The sequence below is a fragment of the Providencia sp. PROV201 genome (assembly GCF_028479545.1).
Taxonomy (GTDB): domain Bacteria; phylum Pseudomonadota; class Gammaproteobacteria; order Enterobacterales; family Enterobacteriaceae; genus Providencia; species Providencia huaxiensis.
Window position 1 is genome coordinate 12,227 of sequence record NZ_JAMPNW010000001.1, and the last position, 25,902, is coordinate 38,128.

The window sequence follows — 25,902 nt, forward strand, 5'->3', positions numbered from 1 at the left end:
ACAGTTTCTTGCTTAAAAATAAATGCCTTGCTTTCGAGCTCAAAAAGGCACTTAACTTCCCCCCTTTAATAAATTGTTTATTATTAATTAATACGCACTAATAAATTAGCCAGCTAACAATTAGAAATACCGTAGGTAAATATAATTAACAGCATTAATTATATTTAAAGGTAATGACTTATCAAGAATCATAACTGGGTGTAATTATTATTTCCATTGACCTATTCCTATATCACCATCATACAAATTACATAGCCCGATTACTTAATTGCTAGTTTAATGATTAGCACACCATTTATTAGTTAGGTATATTATTTTCATATCAAGAATCATTTTGTAATCTTAAAATATTTTTTTCAAGTTTCATAAGTAACTGTGATAATTGATAAAGTTCATCTTTACTAATATTGTTCAATATCTCTATACGCGTATTGTTTATGACTTGATCTACCGTTTTAATAAAGGGTTCAGATTCTTCCGTTAACTTTATCCTTTTAGCTCTCCTATCATTTGTACAAGTATGTCTGGAAATAAGCTTTTTTTCCTCTAACTGATCTAGAGTCCTTACTAGTGAAGGCTGTTCAATACCAATCGCTTTTGCTAACTGTATTTGAGATTGCTCAGGCGGTAGTTGACTTATATTATGCAATGTAACCCAATGTGTTTGTGTAAGTTTAAGAGGCTTCAAACGATAGTCGATTAATGCTCTCCACATGCGAACAACACGTGATAACTCTGTCCCAATTTGTGATTCCAATTTACCCTCCTTTATATAATTATAATGTCAAAAAAATATACCATCTTCATATTATTTTTTGAATTATATATTAATTTCCCTTTATACTTACAACTTTTTATTTATATATTAGCTATTAAATACCTATATCTAGTTACAATAGCTGATTTATTATGCGATATAACTCTAATTAATATGTCGTTGATTCATACATTTTCTCAACCTAAGCTTAATAAGATAACCTATCAATTATCTTATTAATAAGAATAGCCGCACTCTCCTTTTTGATCTATCTATTTTAGCTCTTATAGCAGTCATGAATAACAATAAAAAAAACAATGTCACATAAACCTTTAAAAAACAAACAAATATAGTTAATCTTAAAATCATGTTAATTACAGTCATTTAAATTTAATCTATAATAATTTTGAATAAATAAAATTTCATTGAAATATAAACTCAGAAATAAATAGCATGCTAATAATTTATTATGGATTAATTTTCATTAAAAATAAAACATTTGATTTTTTTATCATTATTTTTAAACAGGAGACTAGAAAAGTTGTTGTTGTGTATCGATGGTTTTCTCTTGAGCTATTTTTTTATTTAATATTCTTAAATAACGTTGGTGACATAAACGAAGGACATTTCGTTTTTCACTATCCGAAAATTTTAACCAGTTAAAGCGTTCATCACGAGTGCGGTAACAACCTCGACAATAGCCTTGTTCATTACTTTGGCAAATACCACGACAAGGGCTGGGGATCTCAAAAAATTCAAGTTGTTCAGCCATAACTTTCCCCTTCAAAAGAAAAAATCACCATAAATGTATGATATACTCCTAGAAATGAGTATTACCATTATTTGTTCAAAAAACAAACTGTAATCATTGTATTTATTAATTTAAGCACGTTATATTAATAGGTAAATCGATTCAGGCTGATTCCAAGAGGTTTAAAAATGCGCTTACTCCATACTATGTTACGTGTTACTGATATGCAGCGTTCTATCGACTTTTACACAAAAGTGTTAGGCATGCGCTTATTAAGAACCAGTGAAAACACAGAGTATAAATACTCTCTCGCATTTGTTGGCTACAGCGATGAAAGTGAAGGCGCTGTCATAGAGTTAACCTATAACTGGGGTGTTGACCAATATGACATGGGTAACGCATATGGTCATATCGCCTTAGGCGTCGATGATGTTGCAAAAACGTGCGATGATATCCGTAGTGCGGGTGGTAACGTAACTCGTGAAGCGGGCCCTGTTAAGGGTGGAACAACTGTGATTGCATTTGTCGAAGATCCAGATGGCTATAAAATTGAGCTGATCGAAAACAAAAGCGCAAGTAAAGGCCTAGGCCATTAATTAGCGATATAATTTAAAAGTTTAGGCGCCTAACTCATCGCCTAAACTTTTATCACCGTTTACCTGCAAATTTTTACTGGTTTTGGCATAATGTCACCCAACCAGAAAACTAAAACTGAAAGTCCTAATGTCTGAAAAAAACAATCCAAATGCCCTAGTGAACCGCTTCAGGGGATACTATCCTGTCGTTATTGATGTTGAAACAGGTGGGTTTAATGCAAAAACTGACGGCCTGTTAGAAATTGCTGCCATCACCTTAAAAATGGACAAAGACGGCTGGCTCTCCATGGATGAAACATTACATTTTCATGTAGAACCTTTTGAAGGCGCAAATCTTGAGCCATCCGCTCTTGCCTTCACGGGAATTGATCCAACTAACCCTCTACGCGGTGCTGTTAGCGAATATGAGGCTCTTCATGCGATATTCAAAGTCATCCGCAAGGGCATGAAGAATACAGATTGTAATCGCGCAATTATTGTCGCTCATAACGCAAATTTTGATCACAGCTTTGTCATGAATGCTGCCGAACGAGCAGGTTTAAAACGTAATCCTTTCCATCCATTTGCAACCTTTGATACAGCGGCATTAAGTGGCTTAGTATTTGGTCAAACCATTTTGGCAAAAGCGTGTGTTTCCGCAGGTATCCCATTTGATGGCAAACAAGCTCATGGCGCTTTGTATGATACGAATCGAACGGCTCTGCTATTTTGCGAAATTGTTAATAAGTGGAAGAAATTGGGTGGTTGGCCAATTATTGAAGACTCTCAATAATCTTTTTATCAATAGTCATGACATAAAAAAACCGTGTTTAGTAGAAAGTCATCAATGCTTTCACCAAATACGGTTTTTCAGTCTTTTAATTATGGCTTAATTCAGTCTGCACTAGCTTCATCTGCTGAACGGTATTTATCAGCCGTTTCTTTAATTAGAGATTGAAGCTCACCACGCTGGAACATTTCCATGATGATATCACAGCCACCGACCAGCTCACCATCAACCCACAGTTGAGGGAAAGTTGGCCAATTTGCATATTTTGGTAATTCCGCACGAATATCTGGATTTTGTAAGATATCAACATAGGCAAAACGTTCACCACAAGAAGACAGAGCTTGTACTGCCTGAGCAGAAAAACCACAGCTCGGAAGTTTAGGAGAGCCTTTCATATATAATAAAATTGGGTTTTCTTTAATTTGGCGCTCAATTCTTTCAATAGTTGTCATTTTTTAACTTCCTTAAAACAAAGATGCAGGTTTTGCAGTCAGCCGGTAACTGAGAGTCTACCGCAACTTAACAGAATACATTGACTGATTGACTGATATAATAAGAAACTGAATTGTTTCATACAATATGCCAGTTTTATAGGGGCATTACTATAGCATCCCAAAAAGTAAAAAGGCACCTTTTCTATCTTCTCTTTACCTAAGTCAAACAAGTAGCTATTTCTAAGTAAGAACTGAAATTTAATGTGCTTAGGTTCCTCACCTACAATATCTATATGATTTTTATCTGTAATTTCTCTATTTATCTGTTAGCATCTTAGTCGTCTCATTACCTTACCTTTGTAAGGTTGATCGTGCTATCATTAATATATTAAGTATCATATCGCCAATAGGTGAAACTCTAATGATAAGCTGTGACATATTATTTCGCTCACTTTAAGAGCAAACACCCTGAGTATTTTGATATAAAAGCAATCAAGGAGTACGCAATGTCATTTGAACTACCCGCTTTACCGTATGCAAAAGATGCTTTAGAACCTTATATCTCTGCAGAAACCTTAGAATATCACTATGGTAAACACCACAACACATACGTTGTTAACTTAAATAACCTCATCAAAGGTACTAACTTTGAAGGAAAATCTTTAGAAGAAATAATCAAAACTTCTGAAGCAGGGGTTTTTAACAACGCGGCACAAGTTTGGAACCACACTTTCTATTGGAATTGCTTAGCGCCAAACGCTGGTGGCGAGCCGACAGGAAAAGTTGCGGAAGCTATTAATAAAGCATTCGGTTCTTTTGCTGAATTTAAAGCTCAGTTTACTGATGCAGCAACCAAAAACTTCGGTGCTGGATGGACTTGGTTAGTGAAAAAAGCAGATGGTAGCCTTGCAATCGTAAATACATCGAATGCTGCGACCCCAATTTCTGGTGATGATAAACCCGTGTTAACCGTTGATATTTGGGAGCATGCTTACTATATCGATTACCGCAACGCCCGCCCTAAATACTTAGAAAACTTCTGGGCACTGGTTAACTGGAAATTTGTGGAAGAAAACTTAGCATAGTCACCTAGCAAGTATTGAAACAAAGCATAAATAGACAAGGGCGAGATACACTCGCCCTTTTATTTCACCCTACTTGAGGCTGAAATAAAATCAGAAAATATGTGCAGCAAGAAAGATAATCATTGCTAATGAGCCCAATGCAGCAAGCAATCCATATTTAACATCTGTATCCATGAGTTCCTCTCATTCTAATGTAATTGAATTAACAAATAACCATGCAATAATTAAGGTTATTAAGTATACATATCCAAAAAAGTAAAACTAGTGTCTATATCACATGTTATAACATCAATTATTTCTTTCGTTTTTGCGCTAGATCAGACAAAATCGACAACAAATCGCTAAATTATTGCCAGCAAAGGATCAATGCATCAATATGCAGGTAATTTTTTAACAAGAATTCTTATTGAGACCGGTTATTGGTCAGGAGTTTTTTTTCCCCATGGCAACGATTAAAGATGTGGCGAAACGCGCTGGCGTATCTACCACGACTGTATCCCATGTTATTAATAAAACGCGCTTTGTGGCCGATGATACTAAGACAGCGGTCTGGGCTGCGATTAAAGAGCTCAATTATTCACCGAGTGCAGTTGCCCGTAGTTTAAAAGTTAATCATACAAAGTCGATTGGTTTACTCGCAACCTCAAGTGAAGCGCCTTACTTTGCGGAAGTCATTGAATCAGTTGAAAATAGTTGTTATGAAAAAGGTTACACGCTTATACTTTGTAATTCCCATAATAATTTGGGAAAACAAAAAGCGTATTTGCAAATGTTAGCGCAAAAGCGCGTTGATGGCCTACTCGTGATGTGTTCTGAATATCCAGATACGTTAATTAGTATGCTTGAAGATTATCGCAATATCCCAATGGTGGTGATGGATTGGGGAACCTCCCGAGGTGATTTTACAGACAGTATTATTGATAATTCATTCCATGGTGGGTACCTTGCAGGCCGCTATTTAATTGATCGTGGGCACCGTGATATTGGTGTGATCCCAGGTTCGCTCGAAAGAAACACAGGTATCGGCCGCTTAACAGGCTTCCAAAAAGCAATGGAAGAGGCAAAGATCACACTGAGAGACCAGTGGATAGTGCAAGGTGATTTCGAACCTGAGTCTGGCTATAAAGCAATGATGCAAATTTTAAGCCATAAACAACGCCCTACCGCGGTATTTTGTGGCGGCGATATCATGGCGATGGGAGCCATTTGTGCGGCTGATGAAATGGGGCTACGTGTTCCACAAGACATTTCAATCATTGGTTATGATAATGTGCGAAATGCGCGTTATTTTACCCCAGCATTGACCACTATCCACCAACCAAAAGAGCGTTTAGGGCAAATGGCCTTCACTATGCTGCTCGATCGTATCGTAAATAAGCGCGAAGATGCTCAAACAATTGAAGTCCACCCTCGCCTTGTAGAACGTCGTTCTGTCGCTGACGGTCCATTTATCGATTACCGTCGATAAGACAAATAGTTAAGTTGAAAGCCACTCTGCGTTGAGCGTTTCGTTATCGCCAAGGTAATCTAATAACCAACGGAGCGCGGGTGATGTGTTATTTTCCACCCAAGTTAAACAGCAAGGACTGGGTGGAAATGGCTGGGCTAATGCTAGCTCAACCAATTGGCCTTTTTCACAAAGCGGAGCTGCTCGATGCTCAGGTACCATTCCAACGCATAACCCGTTAACTAAACAAGCTAGACCATTTTCCCAGTAAGGCACGACAAGCCGACGTTGGTTATCAAGTGCCCAAGTATCACGTTTGGGAAGGTTACGAGAGGTATCTTCAAGGCACAAACTCGGATACTCTCTCATTTGGTCATCAGTCAGTTTTTCACCTATTTTTGCTAATGGATGTTCCGGGCTTGCGACACACATCCACGGCATAAACCCCATATCACGGAAACTGTATCTTTCACCTATCGGGGACGCTCGAGTCGCACCAATCGCAACATCTACGCGCCCGTCAGCCAGTGCATCCCACACTCCATTAAACACTTCTGGATGAATAAAAAGTTCAATATCAGGAAAATGACGATAAAAATCAATAATTAACTGTTCCGTCCTTTGAGGTTTAACAATGCAATCAACGGCAATACTAAATTGCCCGCGCCAGCCATTTGCAACTTGCTGGCACTGATGCCGGGTATCTGTCATTTTTTTGATAACAGAACGGCTTTCCTTAATAAATATCGCTCCTGCTTCTGTCAGAACAACATCACGATGTCGGCGTTCAAATAGAGGAACCGCAAGCCATTCTTCAACTTGCTTTACGGTATAACTGATTGCAGAAGGTACACGGTGCAATTCTTCAGCAGCACCACTAAAGCTCCCAGTTCGAGCAACTGCATCAATCACTTCGAGTGCATGCGCAGACCACATAACTTCTCCTTTCAAAAATTTTGATAGCAAGATCCAAATATTACCGTTTCACAACCTAAAAAAATAGCCTATACAATGGAGTCATCATTAACATTTTTTTAAATATCAGATAAGTAATAATTATGTCGAATACTGTGAAAAAAAATTCCCCTGGTTTTATGGTTTACCTTGCAGGACTTAGCATGCTAGGGTTTTTAGCCATTGATATGTATTTACCTGCATTTGGTGCTATGCAAAACACCTTGCATACATCTGAAGGCGCTATCAGTGCTTCTCTCAGTATATTTTTAGCTGGTTTTGCCTTCGCTCAACTGTTGTGGGGGCCATTATCAGACAAACTTGGCCGTAAGCCTGTGCTCATTGTGGGCTTAACTATTTTCATTATAAGTAGCTTAGCCATTTATTGGGTAGAAACCGCAACACAGCTGTTAACTCTACGTTTTTTACAGGCTGTTGGTGTCTGCTCCGCTGCGGTTTTATGGCAAGCGCTTGTTATCGACCGCTATGATGAAGCAAATACCCAAAAAGTCTTTGCTTCTATTATGCCGCTAGTCGCGCTATCCCCTGCTTTAGCGCCATTATTAGGTGCATGGGTTCTAGAGCACCAAACATGGGAAGCAATTTTCCTGATCCTAATGGCTGTGGGCATATTACTTTTATTACCAACACTCTTTTTGAAAAATGTCTCAGTTAAAACAATCACTGATGACAGCCAACCGCAGGCTAAGATTTCTTTCTCAAACTTACTCAGTTCCCCTGTTTTCAGCGGTAACGTGCTGGTTTATGCATCCTGTAGTGCGGGTTTCTTCGCTTGGTTAACAGGGTCACCTTTTATCTTACGTAACATGGGGTTCAACCCTGCTGATATTGGTCTGAGTTATATTCCACAAACTTTAGCCTTTATTGTTGGTGGATATGGCTGCCGTATTTTATTAGCAAAAATTCGTGCAGAAACGTTATTTCCATTGTTACTGATTGGTTACGCGGTAAGCATGTCTATTTTATTCATCATGGCCATCTATACCACGCCATCATTAACCATGATATTGATCCCATTCTGCTTTATGGCGGCAATGAACGGGGCCTCTTACCCTATTGCAGTATCCAAAGCACTAAATACATTTCCTAGTGCGAGTGGTAAAGCAGCTGCGTTGCAAAATGCTTTACAGTTAGGCCTATGTTTTTTAGCAAGCCTGCTTGTTTCTGCCCTGCCCTTCGACCCATTGTTAGCCACAACTGGTGTAATGGCAGTTACAATTATCCCAATGGCTATTGGTTATTTTATGCAACGCTGTGACAAAAAAAACAGTCAAACTCTTGAGCAGGTCGACTGCCAGGCGAATTCATAAAATGTAGTTTATCGAATCAATCATGCCGTATTTTATCGGCATGATTGTTATTTAATAAATTCAAGAAAAACGTCTTCCAGTGTATAGCACTTGTGACTATACCGTAATACTTATTAAGTATTTTTCTATATCGCCCATTATTCTTAGCTCACAAAACCTGAACTTTCTTATCACGTTTCTTTATTCAAAGCGGATTTCACTAATAAATAAGGCTTTTATTTTGTTATCTACTAAGATATAGATATTTCATGGTTAATTTTTTTGTTAAAAAACGTTATCATTGCGACATTAAATAATGAGTGCTCAAGAATGATGTTAAAACAGTATTATCCACCAGATGAATTAAAATCCTTTGTTAGCTCTATTTTAATAATCAAAGAGTTTACAGAGGCAATTAAAATTTTTCCTGGAACGGGTGCTGAAATCTGGGTTTCATCAGATACATTTCAGATGACAACTGAAAGCAACTCAGTCGTAGACCCTTATCAACTCATTATTCCTAGAGTCAATACATTTACCGCTAGCCCTAATGATTCAAAAGTCATGGTATTACGTATTCGTCATGATGCATTGCGTTTTCTTCTGCCTCAAAGAACACTAAATTATACTGATGACCCCATCGCTCTGAATGACATATGGAAAGACCGTTGGTTTGAAGCTTTAGCTAATTCTTCATTCAAAGAGTTGTTGGATTGCTTTAATAGGACAAAAGCCAAGAAAAAGTCTCATTTCACAGATGAAATTTTAGAGTTGCTATATCGTAACCCAACTAAAAAAATCACTGAAATTGCCGAAGAGACAGGTTTACACCTCCGAGTCATTCAAAAAGAGTTTTTAAAAGAATACGGTATTACGCCAAAAAGATACCAGATCAATTGCCGCTTAGAGCACGTTTTAAAAAGTATGGTAGTAGAACCAGATACCTACCGTTGGTTTGAAACAGGCTATTATGATCAATCCCACTTTTACCGTGATTTTAAAAGATACTTTACTATGACGCCGTCGGCATTTTTAAAATCGAGTTATTCGCTTTTTTACAATACAAAAACTAAGTACCCATTAAGATAGTTCTTAATACATAAGGAGAACGGAATGAGTATTGTTGTGTATGCCCAAATTACAACAGAAAGGACGGATGGGTATTTAACGAAAGAAATCGTTCGTGACTTAGCAAAACTAAGCCGCCGAGAGAAAGGATGCATTCAATATGATCTTATGGCTAAAGAAAATGGTTACATTGTTTTCGAGGAATGGGAAGACACTCAGGCATTAGAGATGCATAAAAACAGCCCACATTTCAAGCGATTAGTTGAAGCAATTGAACGTGATAACGCTAGCTTTTCTGTCAATTTTAGTGAAAAATGATCTATTAATAATGAAAACTAGAGCTCATTGTATTTTTTAAGCAATTTTAACCTTCTTTATTTAATAGAACTCCATAACCTACATCCAATAAACAAAATCCAACCATGCTTTATTCAGGCTATAGCATAAACTACCATTGCTATAGCCTACCTGATTGCTTATATCGCTATTTATCTTTAACATAAATAACGCAATTGCTAGCTTTTATGCCTATTCACTCTGTTTTCGCTACATTAGCCAACTCTTCTGCTTGCTGTAATAATTTTTCTTGTTCTTTTTGATTTAAAACGCGTTCAACCGTATCAACAATTGCCTGCGTTTGAGGGTCTATCTCAATATTTATTTTATCACCCAAGCGTTTTTTACCTAATGTTGTTCTTTCTAATGTTTCTGGGATAAGATGGACACAAAACCGATTATTGATTACATCACCCACCGTTAAACTGATACCATCAATCGCCACAAAGCCTTTATGCAAAATATATTTCATCAAAGCCTTATCATGAATTGACAACCAAATTTGGTGGTTATCTTCAGATGTAAAGATTTTACTAATTTCAGCTGTTGTCATAATATGCCCAGAAACAACATGGCCACCAATTTCGTCACCATATTTTGCGGCGCGTTCGATATTAACAACATCACCTTCTTGTAATTCCCCTAAGTTAGTTAATCTTAGAGTTTCTTTGATTAGATCAAAACTGACTCTTTCACCATCAATGTTTGTTACCGTCAAACAACAACCATTATGTGCAACGGAAGCCCCTGTTTCTAAACCTTTAAGTAATTCTGGGGTAAATTTCATTACATGAGTTCGAAAGTTGGCTCTTTCTGTAATTTCAATAATAGGAGCAGTCGCTTGAACAATGCCTGTAAACATAATGATTCTCAGTGTAGTGGATTAATAGACTCAGTTTACATCAGAATTTTTAGAGATCTATCCTATTTGAGTGGTAAACAAAGCGATAATAAACCTAGTATTTAGCAATATTTTAGGTTCTAAAATGCTCTTTTATAGTTTGTTACCATATCATTATTGGAATCCATATAGAAAAGGGATAGAATGGGCGGTTTTTAATAATCAATGAGATTTTAGTAACTCATTTATTTTTCTAATTTTTTTCCTCTTACTTGCTTTTATTACAAAGGTGTATGCGTGCAGAAATATTTTACAGAAGCGCGTAGCTTGTTGGCACTTGGTATTCCTATCGTTTTAGCTCAATTTTCACAAACTGCAATGGGGTTTGTGGATACCGTTATGGCTGGAAGTGTTAGTGAAATTGAGATGTCCGCAGTTGCAGTTGGTTTTTCCATCTGGCTGCCAGCTATTCTTTTTGGCCAAGGCATTTTGATGGCGTTAACCCCAATCGTTGCACAAATGAATGGGTCAGGCCGTCGTAACTTAATTGGCGACCAAATTCAACAAGGGCTATGGTTAGCGCTACTTTTAGCCTTAGGCATTATGTGCCTTCTTTATAATAGCCAACTTATTATTAGCAATATGCCCCATATTGATAAAGAATTGGCGGATAAGTCTGTCCGTTTTTTACATGCCATTATGTGTGGAGCACCGGGCTACTTATTTTATCAAGTGTATCGTAGCCAATGTGAAGGGCTTTCAAAAACCAAACCGGGGATGGTGATTGGTTTTCTTGGCCTAATGATTAATATTCCTATTAACTATATCTTTATTTATGGTCACTTTGGTGCACCTGCTTTAGGTGGTGTGGGTTGTGGTGTCGCCACTGCATCAGTGTATTGGGCTATGTGTCTGATGATGAGATGGTATGTGAAGCGTGCTACTGCGCAGCGCGATATTCGCCCTACACTCTCTTTCACATCGCCAAATCCATTAATCTTAAAGCGAATTATCGTATTAGGTACCCCTATTGGTCTGGCACTTTTCTTTGAGGTCACTTTATTTGCTGTCGTTGCACTGCTAGTCGCCCCATTAGGTGTTGTCGCAGTAGCTGGTCACCAAGTTGCGTTGAATTTCAGTTCTGTGATGTTTATGTTCCCATTATCATTAGGAATAGCAGCAACCATTCGCGTAGGTTATAACTTAGGGCAGAACTCAACTGAAGCCGCTAAAGTTTCATCTTATACTGGTATTGCTGTTGGCTTAATGGTCGCTTGTTTTACCGCAGTTCTCACCGCGGTCTTCCGTGAGCCAATTGCGATGATGTATAACAAAAACCCAGAGGTGGTTGTTTTAGCGAGTAGTTTAATGCTATATGCCGCTATTTATCAGCTTTCAGACTCTGTGCAAGTTATTGGTGCGGGAATTTTACGTGGCTATAAAGATACACGTTCTATTTTCTTTATTACCTTCACGGCATATTGGTTACTTGGCTTACCTTCCGGTTATATCTTAGCATTAACTGATATTATCGCACCGGCCATGGGACCTAAAGGCTTTTGGATTGGCTTTATTATTGGTTTAAGCGCAGCAGCAGTAGGAATGGCGACACGGATTATGTGGATCCATAAGCAAACAGAGGATGTTATTCTACTTCGCTCTGCCCGCTAATTGACGGTTTTTTAAGCTTTTTATTATGGGGGAAGATGTATTTCGCACCAGATAGTTTTAAATACGAGCAAACTATCACGAAAATACATTTTCCCCTTGCCAGATGAACCTCATAACGTTAATATTCATCCCCGTTGTCACCTAGATAACTTTTAAATGCGTCCGTAGCTCAGTTGGTTAGAGCACCACCTTGACATGGTGGGGGTCGGTAGTTCGAGTCTACTCGGACGCACCATTTCTAGTGAACACAATGTTAATTTTCAGCGCGTCCGTAGCTCAGTTGGTTAGAGCACCACCTTGACATGGTGGGGGTCGGTAGTTCGAGTCTACTCGGACGCACCATTTCAAATTAACACAAGCCAAGTTTCTCAGTGCGTCCGTAGCTCAGTTGGTTAGAGCACCACCTTGACATGGTGGGGGTCGGTAGTTCGAGTCTACTCGGACGCACCATTTTATTTATCTTCCCACCCGCTAAAATTTCTCTTGATTGTCTATTATTATTCCCTTACCTTGTTGCGCAACAAATTAAATGACTTAATATTAACTGAATTTTTGATCTGAACGGTCTCTTCTTTTAATTTTATAAAATTTGATTTGTCTCACAGTTTTTTGTTGTCTATAATACTCGCGCTGGCTGAAAGGTTTCAACAGTAGCAAATCAATACGTTAGCTTTAATTCAATTTGTCATCTACACTATAATAAGAATCAAAATGTGACAAATTTAAGTGTAAAAATGCATTAAACACCAGACTGTCGCCTATTCTTATAAATGAGTTGCGCAACAAAATTTTTCATGCGCACGATTTATTAAATGTACTAAGCATCGGCGGCAATTCCGATTTCCTTTATAACATTAGATAGACTGCCATGAAAAAAACCAAAATTGTTTGTACTATCGGTCCAAAAACCGAATCAGAAGAAAAACTGACTCAACTTCTTGATGCTGGCATGAACGTCATGCGCCTCAATTTTTCTCACGGTGACTATGAAGAACATGGTCAACGTATCAAAAACCTTCGCTCTGTTTGTGCAAAAACGGGTAAACAAGCAGCTATTCTGTTAGATACTAAAGGTCCTGAAATCCGCACCATGAAATTGGAAGGTGGTAACGACGTTTCTCTCGTTGCGGGTCAAACTTTTACATTCACTACCGACACTTCAGTTGTAGGTAACAAAGATAAAGTTGCAGTGACCTATGCAGGCTTAACTTCAGATTTAAAAGTTGGTAATACTGTATTAGTTGATGATGGCTTAATTGGCATGAAAGTGACTAATGTCACTGCTACTGAAGTCGTTTGTGAAGTTTTAAATAACGGTGACCTCGGTGAGAAAAAAGGGGTTAATCTGCCAGGCGTTTCAATTGGCCTTCCAGCGTTAGCTGAAAAAGATAAAGAAGACTTAGTCTTTGGTTGCGAACAAGGTGTTGATTTTGTTGCTGCTTCTTTTATCCGTAAGCGCTCTGATGTTGAAGAAATTCGTGCTCACCTGAAAAAACATGGTGGCGAGAACATCCAAATTATTTCTAAGATTGAAAACCAAGAAGGTTTAAATAATTTTGATGAGATTTTAGAAGCTTCAGACGGCATCATGGTTGCTCGTGGTGATTTAGGCGTTGAGATCCCAGTTGAAGAAGTTATTTTTGCACAAAAAATGATGATTGAAAAATGTGTCGCAGCACGCAAAGTCGTGATCACTGCAACGCAAATGTTAGATTCAATGATCAAAAACCCACGCCCTACCCGCGCAGAAGCAGGCGACGTTGCCAACGCTATTTTAGACGGCACAGACGCAGTTATGCTGTCTGGTGAAAGTGCTAAAGGTAAATATCCAGTAGAAGCCGTTACCATTATGGCAACTATCTGTGAGCGTACAGACCGTGTCATGCAAACTCGCATTGATAACCAAAAACCAAGCCAACGCTTACGTGTCACTGAAGCTGTATGTCGTGGTGCTGTGGAAATGTCTGAAAAATTAGATGTTCCATTGATCGTTGTTGCAACCTACGGTGGTAAATCGGCTAAATCTGTACGTAAATATTTCCCTACAGCACCAATCCTAGCATTGACTACCAATGAAGAAACTGCACGCCAGTTACTGTTAGTCAAAGGTGTGATCCCAATGATTGTCGGTGGTTTTACATCCACAGATGATTTTTACCGTGAAGGTAAACGCGCAGCGCTAGAAAGTGGTTTAGCGGTTTCTGGTGATGCTGTTGTGATGGTTTCTGGTGCATTAGTACAAAGCGGTACAACCAACACATCTTCAGTTCATGTACTTTAATTTTTAATTGTCTTCTAGAGGCCGATAGTGACTATTTTAGCTATCGGCCTTTTTATTTAGATTTAACATTAAGTGCTGCCTTGATGTAACTATTCCTTTATTTCCTTTTCTCTAGTAAATATCTTATCGCGATTTAAGAGTAATATCATAAAACACGCTCAGATTGGTCAAATAACAACCTTTATTAATCTTAATTTAAATTTTTCTCCTTTTTCCTAGTACTAAATATAAAGTATTTCTAGCAAAACTTTATATTTAGTACTAGCATAAGACATAGTAAGTGCCATACCCTAATTTTCATTAGGTTGTTTTAAAGGGATATAGCAAGCTTTAAGATAACAAGCTTAGCTCTATTGTTTGGTGACTTGCTTTTTTATATTTTCAAGATAAATCAATCTAGAGGGTAAAATAATGATTCGTACTAAAATTGTACTGGGCTCTATCGTATTAGCTTCAGCATTACTAGCGGGTTGTTCTAACAGCACTGAAGTGCAAAAACTCTCTTCAGACGTGCAAACTCTGAATGGTAAAGTTGATCAACTGAGCAACGACGTTCAGTCTCTGCGTTCTGACGTACAGACAGCTCAAGAAGAAGCAGCGCGCGCTAACCAGCGTTTAGATAACCAAGTTCGTACTTACAAAAAATAAGTTCAATTTGGTCGTTATCTAGCTGATACGACGCTTCTTTGAAGCTAATAGTATTTATGAGGGCCTATGAAAATAGGCCCTTATTATTTGGAGTAGTTATTCAACTACAGAGGAAGAGCGATATTTAGTAGGAAGCACTGCGCTGACTTTATGGTCATAGATAGGCTGTGGCTGTGAAATAGTAAAAGGTTCAATAGGCACTAACCCTTCGTGCTGCGTTTCAGAGTCTGAAGAACTATTACCCTGATCATTATTCACACGCACAGGCATCCCAGAACGCCTTGCTAGCTCTTTTTCTACTAAAGCCTTATCAACCCCTTCATTTTCCAGAAAACGCTTGAAATCGTCAGATAGCTTGATTGGCATGGTTTGAGGATCATCACTGTTTGTCCGTGACAATGGCTGATGTACTTCAATGTAATAACTGCCATCAGTTTCTTTGGAGTATTTTACAGGCTGATCAATAACTTGGACACGAGTTCCTTTTGGTACTGTCTTGAATAACGCTTCAATATCATCAGGACGTAAACGAATACAACCGGAGCTCACCCGCATACCAATACCAAAATCTGCATTAGTACCGTGAATCAGATATTCACCACGCCCATATGCTAGTCGTAATGCATACAAACCCATTGGGTTTTCAGGACCTGCTGGAACGACTGCAGGAAGCGTTATACCTTCTTTAGCATAATTTTTACGGATGTTCGCCGTTGGCGTCCATGTTGGATCTTTAATTGATTGGCTTACTGAAGTTACCATTTCAGGTGTATCACGACCTAATTGGCCAATACCTATAGGGTAAACAATCACTTCTTCGCTGTTCGCCGGATAATAATATAAACGCAGCTCTGCTAAGTTAATTACAATTCCGGTTCTTGGCGTTGACGGTAACAACATTTGTGCTGGAATGATAAGCTCTTTACCCGCTTCGGGAAGATACGGGTCTGTTCCTGGATTTGCCTCAAGCATACCAAGTAGGCCAATTTGGTGATCACTGGCAATGGCCTCCAACGGCCGCCCATCATTGGGGACGATATACGTGTAATTTTCCCCGATAAGACGAGTGTTACTGTCAGGTAATGGGTATTCTTTTGCTTGAGCTGGCGCTAATAAGGCGCTCATGACAAACAAACTTGCCACCGTCAAAACTCTTTTCATATCTACTCCAAGGAAAATAATGTTCTTACAATAATTCAATAATTATTGTTCATAATAGCAACTATCTTTCATATCTTTAATACTAAATAAATATTTTTATTAAGTATTAATATGAAGTCAGTCTTTTTATGATGATTAAATATAGTTAGATATAGTTAAACACGATGGCTTTAATGGATTACTCAGATAAAGAATAATACCCAAGAAGTAAAATATAGGTAAGGGAGCATAACGCTCCCTCGGTAGGATCACACGAACTGTGCCGCGCGCGATAAAATCGTACGGATCATTGCATTTAAGCCTTGAGTACGTGAAGGTGTTAAATGCTGCTCCAATGCTAATTGCTCAAAAAATGACTTAACATCCAGTGCTAATATTTGTTGGGCAGTTTTACCTTGAAAAAGAATGATCACAATAGCAACTAACCCTTTAACGATCGCAGCGTCGCTGTCACCGGCAAACGTAACGGTACCGTCTGCTTGTTTTTGCATATCAATCCACACTTGGCTTTGGCAACCGGCGATTAAATTATTATCGCTTCTTTGCACCGCAGAGAGTTCAGGTAAACGCCCTCCTAGTTCTATCATATAAAGATAGCGTTCTTCCCAGTCTTGGCAGCGAGAGAAATTACGTAATAACTTATTTTCATCGGGTAATGCGGGCATGCTCATTTCCTTTACTATGTGTTTCTTATGTGCTTAGCCTAACAATTTTTTGATGCGCTGTAACGCATTGAATAAGGAATCAACTTCTTCCTTAGTCGTGTATATCCCCACAGAAGCACGGCACATAGCGGGCACTTGGTAATGTTCCATTAATGGTAAAGCACAGTGATGCCCAGTACGGATTGCAATGCCATACCTATCAAGAAAAGACCCCACATCATAAGCATGGTGCTGGCCTAGATTGAAGGCCAGAACACCTTCCCGTTGGTCATTGCCATATAATATAATTGAAGGTATTTCTTGTAATTTCTTAGACGCATAAGCCATCACTTCAGCTTCATGAGCAAATACATCAGATAAATTTAGTGCATTTAAATAATCGAATGCCGCCCCTAAACCAATAATTGCGCTTACATTCGGTGTTCCTGCTTCAAAGCGCCATGGTGCATCAGCAAAAGTGATCCCTTTGGTCAGGCTAACTTGGCGGATCATCGCCCCACCGCCTTCCCATGGTGGCATCATATCCAAAATAGCTTTTTTACCGTAAAGGATACCAATACCTGTCGGGCCATATAACTTGTGACCTGAAAACACATAGAAATCACAGTCTAAGGCTTGCACATCAACCTGCTGATGCATTGCACCTTGCGCACCATCGACCAATACCGTAATTTCACCGCCTTTTGAGGCAGCAATTGCTCGTGCTTGCTTGATTAGCTCCTGTACTGGATTAACTGTTCCCAATACATTAGAGATATGTGTAAAACTCAGCAATCGCGTACGTGAATCAATGACATCATTTAATACATCTAATTGCAGCCTACCATCATCAGAAATTGGGATAACACGGATTTCAAAGCCAATTTCCTCAGCTAACATATACCAAGGTACAATATTCGCATGGTGTTCCATTTCAGTGATGACAATATTGTCCCCTTCATGGAAATACTTCCGGCCAAAACTGTTTGCAACAAGGTTAATGCCTTCCGTCGTACCTTTGACAAACACGATTTCTTCATTTGAAGCGGCATGAATAAAAGCCGCTGCTTTTTGACGAACTTCTTCCATCATTGTCGTCGCGTTTGCACTAAGAGTATGTATACCGCGGTGAACCGCGGCATATTGATGTAGTGTAAACTCACTTTCTTTTTCAATAACTTGCAAAGGCTTTTGCGCACTTGCTGCGCTATCTAAATAGACCAGCGGATGATTATTGACTGACTGAAATAAGGCAGGAAAATCCTGCCTGACTGATGCGACATTGAATGGCATGGATTTTAAACCTCCGCTAAGCGCTGGCGGATGTTTGCCATCACAGCGTGTTTTAATTCTTCCGATTCAATAGATTCTGTAAGTTCTGCAGCAAATGCAATAATAATCATATGTTTTGCTGCTTTCCCCTCAATTCCTCTTGAACGCAGATAGAACAACTGTTCGTCATCAATACGACCGACTGTTGCACCGTGACCACACTTTACGTCATCAGCATAAATCTCAAGCTGAGGCTTGGTATCAATTTCTGCTTTTTCACCTAACAACAATGTGTTGTTAGTCATTTGGCCATCCGTTTTTAATGCGTTCGGTGCCACTTTAATCATGCCATTAAAGACAGCTTTACTGCTATCCATTGCAATGACTTTATGTAATTGGCGACTATTGCAGTAGCTATTATTGTGCTCTAAATACGTACGCGTATCTGCAATTTCATTGCCTTTAGGCAGCAATATACTGTTAAGTTCAAACTCAGTATTTTCACCATCAAGGCGAGCACTTGTATGGTTACGCGTTAATAATGCGCCAAGTAAAAAACTCGTACTTTTCACACGGCTATCGCGACCAATAACAATATCATTGTGAGCAAAATGCTGAGACTGACCATTTTCAACATTTAACTTAAAGTGACTAAAGTCTGCGTTATCACCGACTTCAACTGTTAAACGGCTGCCAGTCATGTGCATTTGGTCATTCAAACTAACATAATGCTCAATGACTTGGGCTTTGCTATTTGCATCTAACGTTAAATGGTAGCGATACTGGCTAATATTCGTGGCCTGCTTATCGTTGCTACCCGTTGAGATATTCAGCAAATACAATGGTTTCTCTGCTATTTTATTTGCTGCAAGATAAACAACTAACGGTTGTACCGCCAAGCTTTCTGTTAAATGCAAGAAAATCTCACTATTTACAGGCGAAGGCAGCAAGTCTTGGTTATCAAGCAAAGACACTTGGAATGGCCCCATATCAATGGAGCTTAGTGCTGAACTATAACGCCCATCAATTAAAACAAGGCGATATGCGTCAATTGGCAGAGCCAATGCTTCACACTCTTTTGCTTCAATATCACTATCGCTAAAACGATACTGAGCCTCAAGTACCGTATTTAGTGGTGTATAGTGCCAATCTTCATGGCGGAACACAGGTAAGCCAACTTGTTTTGCCATTTCCCAATGCGTTTTAGCATGTTGGGAATTCGCACCGTGTCGTTGCTCAAATAATTCAGAAAAACGTGACATTGCTTGCTCATTAAGCTTCGCAACTTCTGCACGTTTTTGTGCTCTTTCACTGTTGGTCAATAAGCCAGCCATAACCCTGCTCCTCCAGTTTTTTCGCTAAACTGAAATCACCTGATTTGATGATTTTCCCTTGATATAACACATGGACAAAGTCAGGTTTTACATAATCCAAAATACGCTGATAGTGAGTGACGATGATGAATGAACGCTCTGGCGAGCGTAATGAATTCACCCCGTTAGCCACAATTTTCAGTGCATCAATATCTAAACCGGAGTCAGTTTCATCGAGGATACACAATTGAGGTTCTAGAGCTGCCATCTGCAAGATATCATTGCGTTTTTTCTCACCACCGGAGAAACCTACGTTGACAGAACGAGCAAGTAAATCTTCTGGCATTTCTAATAATTTAATTTTATCTTCAATAAAATCTTGGAAATCGAAACGATCTAATGCTTCTTGCTGACGATATTCTCTGACCGCATTAACGGCTGTTTGCAAGAAAAATTGGTTACTGACCCCTGGAATTTCGACTGGGTATTGAAATGCGAGGAAAACACCTTCCCCTGCACGCTCTTCGGGATCTAATTCAAACAGGTCCTTACCTTTAAACGTCACTTCACCGCTATCAATTTCATACTCTTCGCGGCCAGCAAGTGTGGCTGATAATGTACTTTTACCTGAACCATTTGGCCCCATGATGGCATGAACTTCCCCTGGTTTTACTTCCAGAGATAACCCTTTTAAAATCTCATTACCTTCTACACTCACGTGTAAATCTTTAACACTTAACATATTTACATGCCTTTAGCGCTTTAGCGCAAATAAACTCGATTAGGATCAGCCAACGCTGTGCTCTAAGCTGATCGCCAGTAATTTTTGTGCTTCTACGGCAAATTCTAATGGAAGCTCCGAGAACACATCCTTACAGAAACCATTTACAATCATTGAAATTGCATCGTCTTCGCTGATACCACGTTGTAAACAGTAAAATAACTGGTCTTCCCCAATACGTGAGGTTGTTGCTTCATGTTCGAGCTGTGCCGTATTATTTTTCACTTCCACATATGGGAAAGTATGTGCACCACACTGTGTACCAATTAACATAGAGTCACATTGGGTAAAGTTACGAGCATTATGTGCACTTGGTAAAATTTTCACTAAACCGCGATAGCTGTTTTGGCTTTTACCCGCAGAAATACCTTTAGAAATGATCGTGGAACGGGTATTTTTCCCGATATGGATCATTTTCGTTCCGGTATCCGCTTGCTGATTGCCGTTTGTTAATGCAACGGAGTAAAATTCACCGACTGAGTTGTCCCCTTTAAGGATGACGCTTGGGTATTTCCATGTGATGGCAGAGCCAGTTTCTGACTGTGTCCATGACATTTTTGAATTTTCACCTTCACACAATGCGCGTTTAGTCACAAAGTTCAGGATCCCACCCGCTTCGCTATCCCCACCAGAGAACCAGTTCTGGACAGTTGAATATTTAACTTCAGCATCTTTATGAATAATCACTTCAACAACCGCTGCATGGAGCTGATAGCTATCACGAACAGGTGCAGAACACCCTTCGATATAGCTGACATAACTACCTTCATCGGCAATTAAAATCGTACGCTCAAATTGGCCTGTTTTGGCTGCGTTGATCCTAAAATACGTTGATAGCTCCATTGGGCAGTGTACACCTTTTGGTATATACACAAATGTGCCATCTGAAGCCACTGCCGCATTCAATGCAGCAAAAAAGTTATCATGGCTCGAAACGACTGACCCTAGATACTTCTGTACCAGTTCAGGGTACTCTTGAATAGCTTCGCTGAATGAGCAGAAAATCACCCCATGTTTCGCGAGGTCATCACGGTAAGTTGTTGATACCGAGACCGAGTCAAAAATTGCGTCAACCGCAACGGCCTTCCCTTCACGGACAGGAACACCCAACTGGTTAAAGGCTTCTTCAACTTCAGCTGTTAAATAGTTATTGGTTTCAGCCACACCAGTGCCTTGTGTCGCACCAGTTTGCGAACCACAAGTATCATCGCATGAACCACAAGATGGCGCAGAATAATAGCTGTAGTCCTGATAATCGAGATTTGGGTAATTCGCTTTCAGCCAATGAGGTTCTTCCATGCCTTTCCAGTGATTAAAGGCATCAAGACGGAATTGAAGCATCCACTCAGGCTCATTACGTTTTGCTGAAATGGCACGGATCACATCTTCGTTGATACCTTTCGCCATTTCATCAGTTGCGACTTCAGTAAAGAAGCCTTCTTTATAACGCTGGTCATCAAGCCAGCTTTGAACATCATCGCCAACTTCTACATTGCTCTGTGACATAATCTGACTTCACATGTTAAACGCCGAAGCTTTCACCACACCCACAGGCATGTTGGGCTTTCGGGTTATTAAATTTGAAAATTTGATTCAGCCCTTCTTGGACAAAATCAACGACTGTGCCATCAATAAATGGCATTGCTTCTTTTGGCACATAAAGGTGTGCGCCATCGAGTTCAAATAACAGGTGTTGGTCTGTTGGGTTTTCGATCATCTCAAACACATAACCGAAACCTGCGCAGCCAGACTGTTTTACGCCGAGTGAAAGCCCTTTTGTGTTTGGGTTTTGCACCATCAATTTTTTGATTTGTTTTGCAGCGCTTTGTGTCAGGTTAACTCCCTGCCAATTGTTTTCATCAAATGAAAATGTCTCTACACCGTCAGTCATATTGACCCCACATTTCTTATGGCTTTTCAGCCTGTTATCAAGAGATTAACTCTGCCTACCCTATGGTAATGATTAGCTAATTGACTTCAACCATTTGTTTTAAGAGGTTATAGCTATTTTAGCTCTTTTCTTGCTCACTACTAGATTAAAAAACAAACAACGCCCTAGAAAAACAAGTCTAACTCATTGATAAGCAATAAATAAATAGAGTTGTATTTTTTATTTAAATTTGTACTAAATAATACACTTAAATGACACAAATTAATAAAGGTGCATTTATTATACAACTTAATTAACTTGATAAAAATGAATTTATAGAAAGAACGGTCATAAAACCACATAAATACAAGGGTTTTATAGGGCATTTTAGCCTTTGATTAGCCAAAAAACCCTACAGTTAGAATGGTTATTATTCAAATAATACCGCAGTTGTCAGGCGAGAAGTACAACACAATTTGCCTTGTTCATTGAAAATTTCAATATTCCACACTTGCTGGCGACGTCCTAAATGAATCGGTTTACAAATACCTCTCACAACCCCTGAGCGAGCAGCACGAACATGATTGGCATTGATTTCCAACCCGACCACCTTTTGTTCCCCTTCCGAGCACATATAACCCGCAATTGAACCCAAAGATTCGGCTAACACAACAGAAGCGCCGCCATGCAATAACCCAAAAGGCTGTTTGGTACGATGATCAACAGGCATTATTCCCTCTAAATAATCATCTCCAATTGCCGTGATTTCAATACCGAGATGCCCTAACATGCAGGTTTTTGACATTTCAGCGAGTTGCTGCAAATTAAATTGACGTTTCCAAATCATTAAACTATCTCCAACAGGGCTTGAATCGGATGTTTTATCGATACATTTTCCATTCGCTTAACTTGGCTACGGCAAGAATAACCTGAACTTAAACAGCGATCTTTAGGCAAAGAAGACATCGCGCCTTTCCACGATAAGTCGTAAATACCTTTTGAATTTTGAAGATTGGCCACTTCGTGTCCATAAGTCCCTGCCATGCCACAACAGCCAACACTAACATTATTCAATGTTTGCCCAAAGCGAGCAAATAACGCTGCCCATTGGTTCGCACTATTAGGTAAAGCCGTTGATTCCGTACAATGACCGAAAAAATACCACGGTTGTGCCGAAGCCGTTTGCACATTGTGTGGTTCAGGCAATGTCATTAACCACTCATGTGCCAACATCACCGTAAATTGGCACTGCTCTTTGCCTAAAATTTCATGATATTCATCGCGGTAACAAAGTACCAGTGCAGGGTCAACACCGACCATTGGCAACTGTAACTTTGCCACTCGATTTAAAAAGTCCGCAGTCTTACGCGCTGTTTTCGCAAATTTCGCTAAAAAACCTTTGATGTGTTGTGCTTTTCCATTCGGTGAGAACGGTAACAATACAGGTTTAAGGCCTAATTTTTCGATTAAGCGGACAAAATCTGCCACTACTTTGGCATCGTAATAACTGGTAAAAGGGTCTTGAACCACCAGCACATACTTTTCACGCTGTGAACTCGTCATACTTTCAAGTTGCTCAAGCGTGACAGAAACCGCGGCATGTCCTGAAAGTTCTTGTTTCAACGTTGGTTGAGAAAACAACGGCAAATCTACCATGCCAATCGTGTGTTGACTCAATTTTTGCACCATCGGTTGACGTAAAAAGAAATTAAATACCCCCGGTACTTTGGAAAGTAATGGCGCACTCGCTTCAACGTTTGCAACAATATGGTCCCGAATAGGACGTAAATAGCGCCCATGGTACAGCGCTAAAAATTTCGCTCTAAATGAAGGGACATCAATTTTGATCGGGCATTGCGTTGAGCAGGCTTTACAGGCAAGGCACCCTGCCATTGATGCTTTCACTTCATGAGAGAAGTCATAATCGCCTTGCTTCGCACGCCAAGTATTACGTGTTTTCTCTATAAGACCACGCAATGATGGTTGGCTTTGTGTTATACCTTTTTCAAGGTGTTCTGGTGTAATGCCTTGTTCCGCTAGTAACCTTAACCATTCGCGAACAAGTGTCGCGCGGCCTTTCGGGGAATGGACTCGTTGACCACTCACCTTCATCGACGGGCACATCGGGCTTTTCACATCAAAATTAAAACACAGCCCATTGCCATTACACTCCATTGCACCACGGAATTCTTGGCGCATTTGGACTGGAATTTGCCGGTCATACGTTCCTCGCTTGATATCATCAACCTGCTTCATCGGTGCATCCAGCCCCGCAGGTGGACAAATTTTACCTGGATTCAAGCGGTTATCGGGGTCAAAAGCGGCTTTGATGTTACGCAGTTCAGCGTATAACACATCACCAAAAAATTCAGGGCTATATTGTGCACGGAAACCTTTCCCATGCTCCCCCCACAGTAGTCCACCGTATTTCGCGGTTAATGCCACAATTTCATCAGAAATTTGTTTCATCAATACTTCTTGTTGCGGATCACACATATCAAGTGCAGGACGAACGTGTAAGACACCTGCATCTACATGACCAAACATGCCATAATTCAAGTTATGACTGTCTAATAATGCACGAAATTCTACTATATAGTCAGCAAGATGCTCAGGGGGAACGCAGGTATCCTCAACAAATGGGATTGGCTTCGCTGCGCCTTTACTATTCCCCAGCAACCCAACCGCTTTTTTACGCATATTATAAATACGCGTAATATCTTCAAGATCATGGCAAGTTTGATAGCCAATCACTCCGGCTTGATTATTCGCCATTAATTCGTCTAAGCGTTGGCACAAGCTTTCAGTCAATTGATTGATTTCATCTTCATCGTCACCACTAAATTCAACGATGTTTAACCCTAACATCTCTTTATTTGGCACATCCGTAATTAAGGCTTTGACGGAATGCCAAACGATGTCTTCTTTTGCCAAGTTAAGTACTTTTGAATCCACGGTTTCAACAGACAATGCTTTCGCTTCAACCATAAAAGGTGCATTACGCAATGCGGACTCAAAAGAGTCATATTTTACATTTACCAAGCGCCGTACTTTTGGCAAAGGTGTAATGCCCAGTGTCGCCTCGGTAATAAAAGCTAAAGACCCTTCAGACCCAGTCAAAATACGGGTAAGGTCAAATTCAGTTAATGCATCATTAAATACATGACGTAAATCATAACCAGTTAGGAAACGGTTTAACTTAGGAAATTTTTCTTCAATTAATGAACGTTGTTCTAAACAGCGTTCTAACACCGTTTTATAAATGCGTCCCACCGTAGAATCTTCTGACGCAATCGTTTGGGCGAGTTCGATAGGCATAGCGCGTGTATCTAAGCATTCCCCACCTAACACCATGGCTTTGACGCCTAATACGTGATCAGACGTTTTTCCATAAACTAATGAGCCTTGGCCTGATGCGTCAGTGTTGATCATCCCACCTAATGTTGCTCGGTTACTAGTGGATAATTCAGGTGAAAAGAAATAACCGTAAGGTTTGAGGTATTGATTTAATTGGTCTTTGATAACCCCAGCCTCAACTTTAACCCACCCTTGCTCTGGATTTATTTCTAGAATGCGGTTCATATAACGGGACATATCCACAACAATCCCTTCGGTTAAGGACTGCCCATTGGTTCCCGTTCCCCCTCCCCGAGGTGTAAAGCTAAGCTCACGAAATTTTGCTTGCCCTGCAAGGCGAGTGATAATTTGTACGTCTGCACTCGAACGTGGAAACACAACCGCTTGAGGTAATAATTGGTAAATACTATTGTCTGTCGCCATGGATAAACGCTCAGCATAGCTGGTGCCGTTATCCCCAGTAAAACCCTGTTCTTGTAGCTCATGCAAGAACTCAATGACTAAATGACTAAGATGAGGAGCTTCTGATATACGCGGGATCATTATTAACGATGAC

The 25,902-nt window shown here is 39.6% G+C and carries 24 protein-coding genes and 3 tRNA genes; 13 read left to right on the plus strand and 14 right to left on the minus strand.

Translation table 11 applies throughout. The annotated features are described in order from the left end of the window. Window positions 1-322: 322 nt before the first annotated feature. Window positions 323-757 carry a transcriptional regulator SlyA gene (gene slyA, locus PR809_RS00060; protein WP_094961765.1) on the minus strand — a complete coding sequence of 145 codons (435 nt, stop codon included), beginning with the start codon at window positions 755-757 and terminating at the stop codon, window positions 323-325. 532 nt (window positions 758-1,289) lie between these two features. Continuing rightward, entirely contained in the window at window positions 1,290-1,529 is a 240-nt protein-coding gene (locus PR809_RS00065; protein ID WP_102139693.1) for a DUF1289 domain-containing protein, read from the minus strand. A 167-nt stretch (window positions 1,530-1,696) separates the two neighbouring features. On the opposite strand from PR809_RS00065, the gene gloA reads away from it, so the two are divergent. Both gloA and rnt read left to right on the plus strand, forming a co-directional pair. Further along, window positions 1,697-2,104: a lactoylglutathione lyase gene (gloA, locus tag PR809_RS00070; RefSeq protein ID WP_036958666.1), complete on the plus strand. Its 408-nt coding sequence runs from the start codon at window positions 1,697-1,699 to the stop codon at window positions 2,102-2,104. A 127-nt stretch (window positions 2,105-2,231) separates the two neighbouring features. Continuing rightward, the gene (gene rnt / locus PR809_RS00075) at window positions 2,232-2,876 is read left to right on the plus strand and encodes a ribonuclease T (protein ID WP_102139694.1); all 645 of its coding nucleotides are present in this window, start codon (window positions 2,232-2,234) and stop codon (window positions 2,874-2,876) included. 101 nt (window positions 2,877-2,977) lie between these two features. On the opposite strand, the gene PR809_RS00080 is transcribed toward rnt, so the two are convergent. Then, the gene (locus tag PR809_RS00080) at window positions 2,978-3,325 is read right to left on the minus strand and encodes a Grx4 family monothiol glutaredoxin (protein WP_102139695.1); all 348 of its coding nucleotides are present in this window, start codon (window positions 3,323-3,325) and stop codon (window positions 2,978-2,980) included. A 488-nt stretch (window positions 3,326-3,813) separates the two neighbouring features. Here PR809_RS00080 and sodB point away from each other — a divergent pair, with 488 nt between their 5' ends. Together sodB and purR are read left to right on the plus strand one after the other, a co-directional pair. Next, window positions 3,814-4,392 (plus strand): superoxide dismutase [Fe], encoded by a 579-nt coding sequence (sodB, locus tag PR809_RS00085; protein ID WP_102139696.1) that lies wholly within the window; start codon window positions 3,814-3,816, stop codon window positions 4,390-4,392. 442 nt (window positions 4,393-4,834) lie between these two features. Then, window positions 4,835-5,860, plus strand: coding sequence for an HTH-type transcriptional repressor PurR (gene purR / locus PR809_RS00090; protein ID WP_102139697.1), 1,026 nt, complete (start codon window positions 4,835-4,837; stop codon window positions 5,858-5,860). A gap of 9 nt (window positions 5,861-5,869) precedes the next feature. Here the strand turns inward: purR and punR are convergent, their stop codons facing one another. Continuing rightward, complete coding sequence (gene punR / locus PR809_RS00095; RefSeq protein ID WP_102139698.1) at window positions 5,870-6,775, minus strand: DNA-binding transcriptional activator PunR; 906 nt, start codon at window positions 6,773-6,775, stop codon at window positions 5,870-5,872. 122 nt (window positions 6,776-6,897) lie between these two features. On the opposite strand from punR, the gene punC reads away from it, so the two are divergent. The 3 genes from punC to PR809_RS00110 all read left to right on the plus strand — a co-directional run bounded on the left by punC (window position 6,898) and on the right by PR809_RS00110 (window position 9,489). After that, window positions 6,898-8,124 (plus strand): purine nucleoside transporter PunC, encoded by a 1,227-nt coding sequence (gene punC, locus PR809_RS00100; protein ID WP_272524420.1) that lies wholly within the window; start codon window positions 6,898-6,900, stop codon window positions 8,122-8,124. Window positions 8,125-8,433: 309 nt separating this feature from the next. Next, window positions 8,434-9,192, plus strand: coding sequence for a helix-turn-helix transcriptional regulator (locus PR809_RS00105; protein ID WP_241098593.1), 759 nt, complete (start codon window positions 8,434-8,436; stop codon window positions 9,190-9,192). A 24-nt stretch (window positions 9,193-9,216) separates the two neighbouring features. Continuing rightward, a complete protein-coding gene (locus PR809_RS00110; protein ID WP_102139700.1) occupies window positions 9,217-9,489 on the plus strand; it encodes a putative quinol monooxygenase in 273 nt (90 codons plus the stop codon). 214 nt (window positions 9,490-9,703) lie between these two features. Here the strand turns inward: PR809_RS00110 and PR809_RS00115 are convergent, their stop codons facing one another. Continuing rightward, window positions 9,704-10,369 carry a riboflavin synthase subunit alpha gene (locus tag PR809_RS00115; RefSeq protein ID WP_102139701.1) on the minus strand — a complete coding sequence of 222 codons (666 nt, stop codon included), beginning with the start codon at window positions 10,367-10,369 and terminating at the stop codon, window positions 9,704-9,706. A 276-nt stretch (window positions 10,370-10,645) separates the two neighbouring features. Between PR809_RS00115 and PR809_RS00120 the strand changes: the two genes are divergently transcribed. From PR809_RS00120 to PR809_RS00145, 6 genes are all read left to right on the plus strand, one after another. After that, entirely contained in the window at window positions 10,646-12,019 is a 1,374-nt protein-coding gene (locus PR809_RS00120) for an MATE family efflux transporter (protein WP_206275849.1), read from the plus strand. A 158-nt stretch (window positions 12,020-12,177) separates the two neighbouring features. Then, window positions 12,178-12,254 (plus strand) — tRNA-Val (locus PR809_RS00125). Between the two features lie 30 nt (window positions 12,255-12,284). Continuing rightward, window positions 12,285-12,361 (plus strand) — tRNA-Val (locus PR809_RS00130). A 31-nt stretch (window positions 12,362-12,392) separates the two neighbouring features. Beyond that, window positions 12,393-12,469 (plus strand) — tRNA-Val (locus tag PR809_RS00135). A gap of 418 nt (window positions 12,470-12,887) precedes the next feature. Continuing rightward, window positions 12,888-14,300, plus strand: coding sequence for a pyruvate kinase PykF (gene pykF / locus PR809_RS00140; protein ID WP_166265271.1), 1,413 nt, complete (start codon window positions 12,888-12,890; stop codon window positions 14,298-14,300). Between the two features lie 411 nt (window positions 14,301-14,711). Next, window positions 14,712-14,948, plus strand: a complete 237-nt coding sequence (locus PR809_RS00145) for a major outer membrane lipoprotein (RefSeq protein ID WP_004263789.1) — start codon at window positions 14,712-14,714, stop codon at window positions 14,946-14,948. 96 nt (window positions 14,949-15,044) lie between these two features. Here the strand turns inward: PR809_RS00145 and PR809_RS00150 are convergent, their stop codons facing one another. From PR809_RS00150 to ydiJ, 9 genes are all read right to left on the minus strand, one after another. After that, entirely contained in the window at window positions 15,045-16,109 is a 1,065-nt protein-coding gene (locus tag PR809_RS00150) for a L,D-transpeptidase family protein (protein WP_206275850.1), read from the minus strand. 248 nt (window positions 16,110-16,357) lie between these two features. Beyond that, on the minus strand, window positions 16,358-16,774 hold the full coding sequence (sufE, locus tag PR809_RS00155) for a cysteine desulfuration protein SufE (protein WP_102139705.1): 417 nt from the start codon (window positions 16,772-16,774) through the stop codon (window positions 16,358-16,360). 33 nt (window positions 16,775-16,807) lie between these two features. Next, a complete protein-coding gene (sufS, locus tag PR809_RS00160) occupies window positions 16,808-18,046 on the minus strand; it encodes a cysteine desulfurase SufS (RefSeq protein WP_206275851.1) in 1,239 nt (412 codons plus the stop codon). A 5-nt stretch (window positions 18,047-18,051) separates the two neighbouring features. After that, the gene (gene sufD, locus PR809_RS00165) at window positions 18,052-19,359 is read right to left on the minus strand and encodes a Fe-S cluster assembly protein SufD (RefSeq protein ID WP_206275852.1); all 1,308 of its coding nucleotides are present in this window, start codon (window positions 19,357-19,359) and stop codon (window positions 18,052-18,054) included. Then, window positions 19,334-20,080 (minus strand): Fe-S cluster assembly ATPase SufC, encoded by a 747-nt coding sequence (gene sufC, locus PR809_RS00170; protein ID WP_004263776.1) that lies wholly within the window; start codon window positions 20,078-20,080, stop codon window positions 19,334-19,336. Before sufC ends, sufD begins: the two co-directional genes overlap by 26 nt. 45 nt (window positions 20,081-20,125) lie before the next feature. Further along, window positions 20,126-21,625 carry a Fe-S cluster assembly protein SufB gene (gene sufB, locus PR809_RS00175; RefSeq protein WP_102139708.1) on the minus strand — a complete coding sequence of 500 codons (1,500 nt, stop codon included), beginning with the start codon at window positions 21,623-21,625 and terminating at the stop codon, window positions 20,126-20,128. Between the two features lie 16 nt (window positions 21,626-21,641). Then, a complete protein-coding gene (sufA, locus tag PR809_RS00180) occupies window positions 21,642-22,010 on the minus strand; it encodes a Fe-S cluster assembly scaffold SufA (RefSeq protein ID WP_102139709.1) in 369 nt (122 codons plus the stop codon). Between the two features lie 409 nt (window positions 22,011-22,419). Continuing rightward, entirely contained in the window at window positions 22,420-22,836 is a 417-nt protein-coding gene (gene menI, locus PR809_RS00185; RefSeq protein WP_102139710.1) for a 1,4-dihydroxy-2-naphthoyl-CoA hydrolase, read from the minus strand. Continuing rightward, entirely contained in the window at window positions 22,836-25,889 is a 3,054-nt protein-coding gene (gene ydiJ / locus PR809_RS00190) for a D-2-hydroxyglutarate dehydrogenase YdiJ (protein ID WP_206275853.1), read from the minus strand. Before ydiJ ends, menI begins: the two co-directional genes overlap by 1 nt. Between the last annotated feature and the right edge of the window lie 13 nt (window positions 25,890-25,902).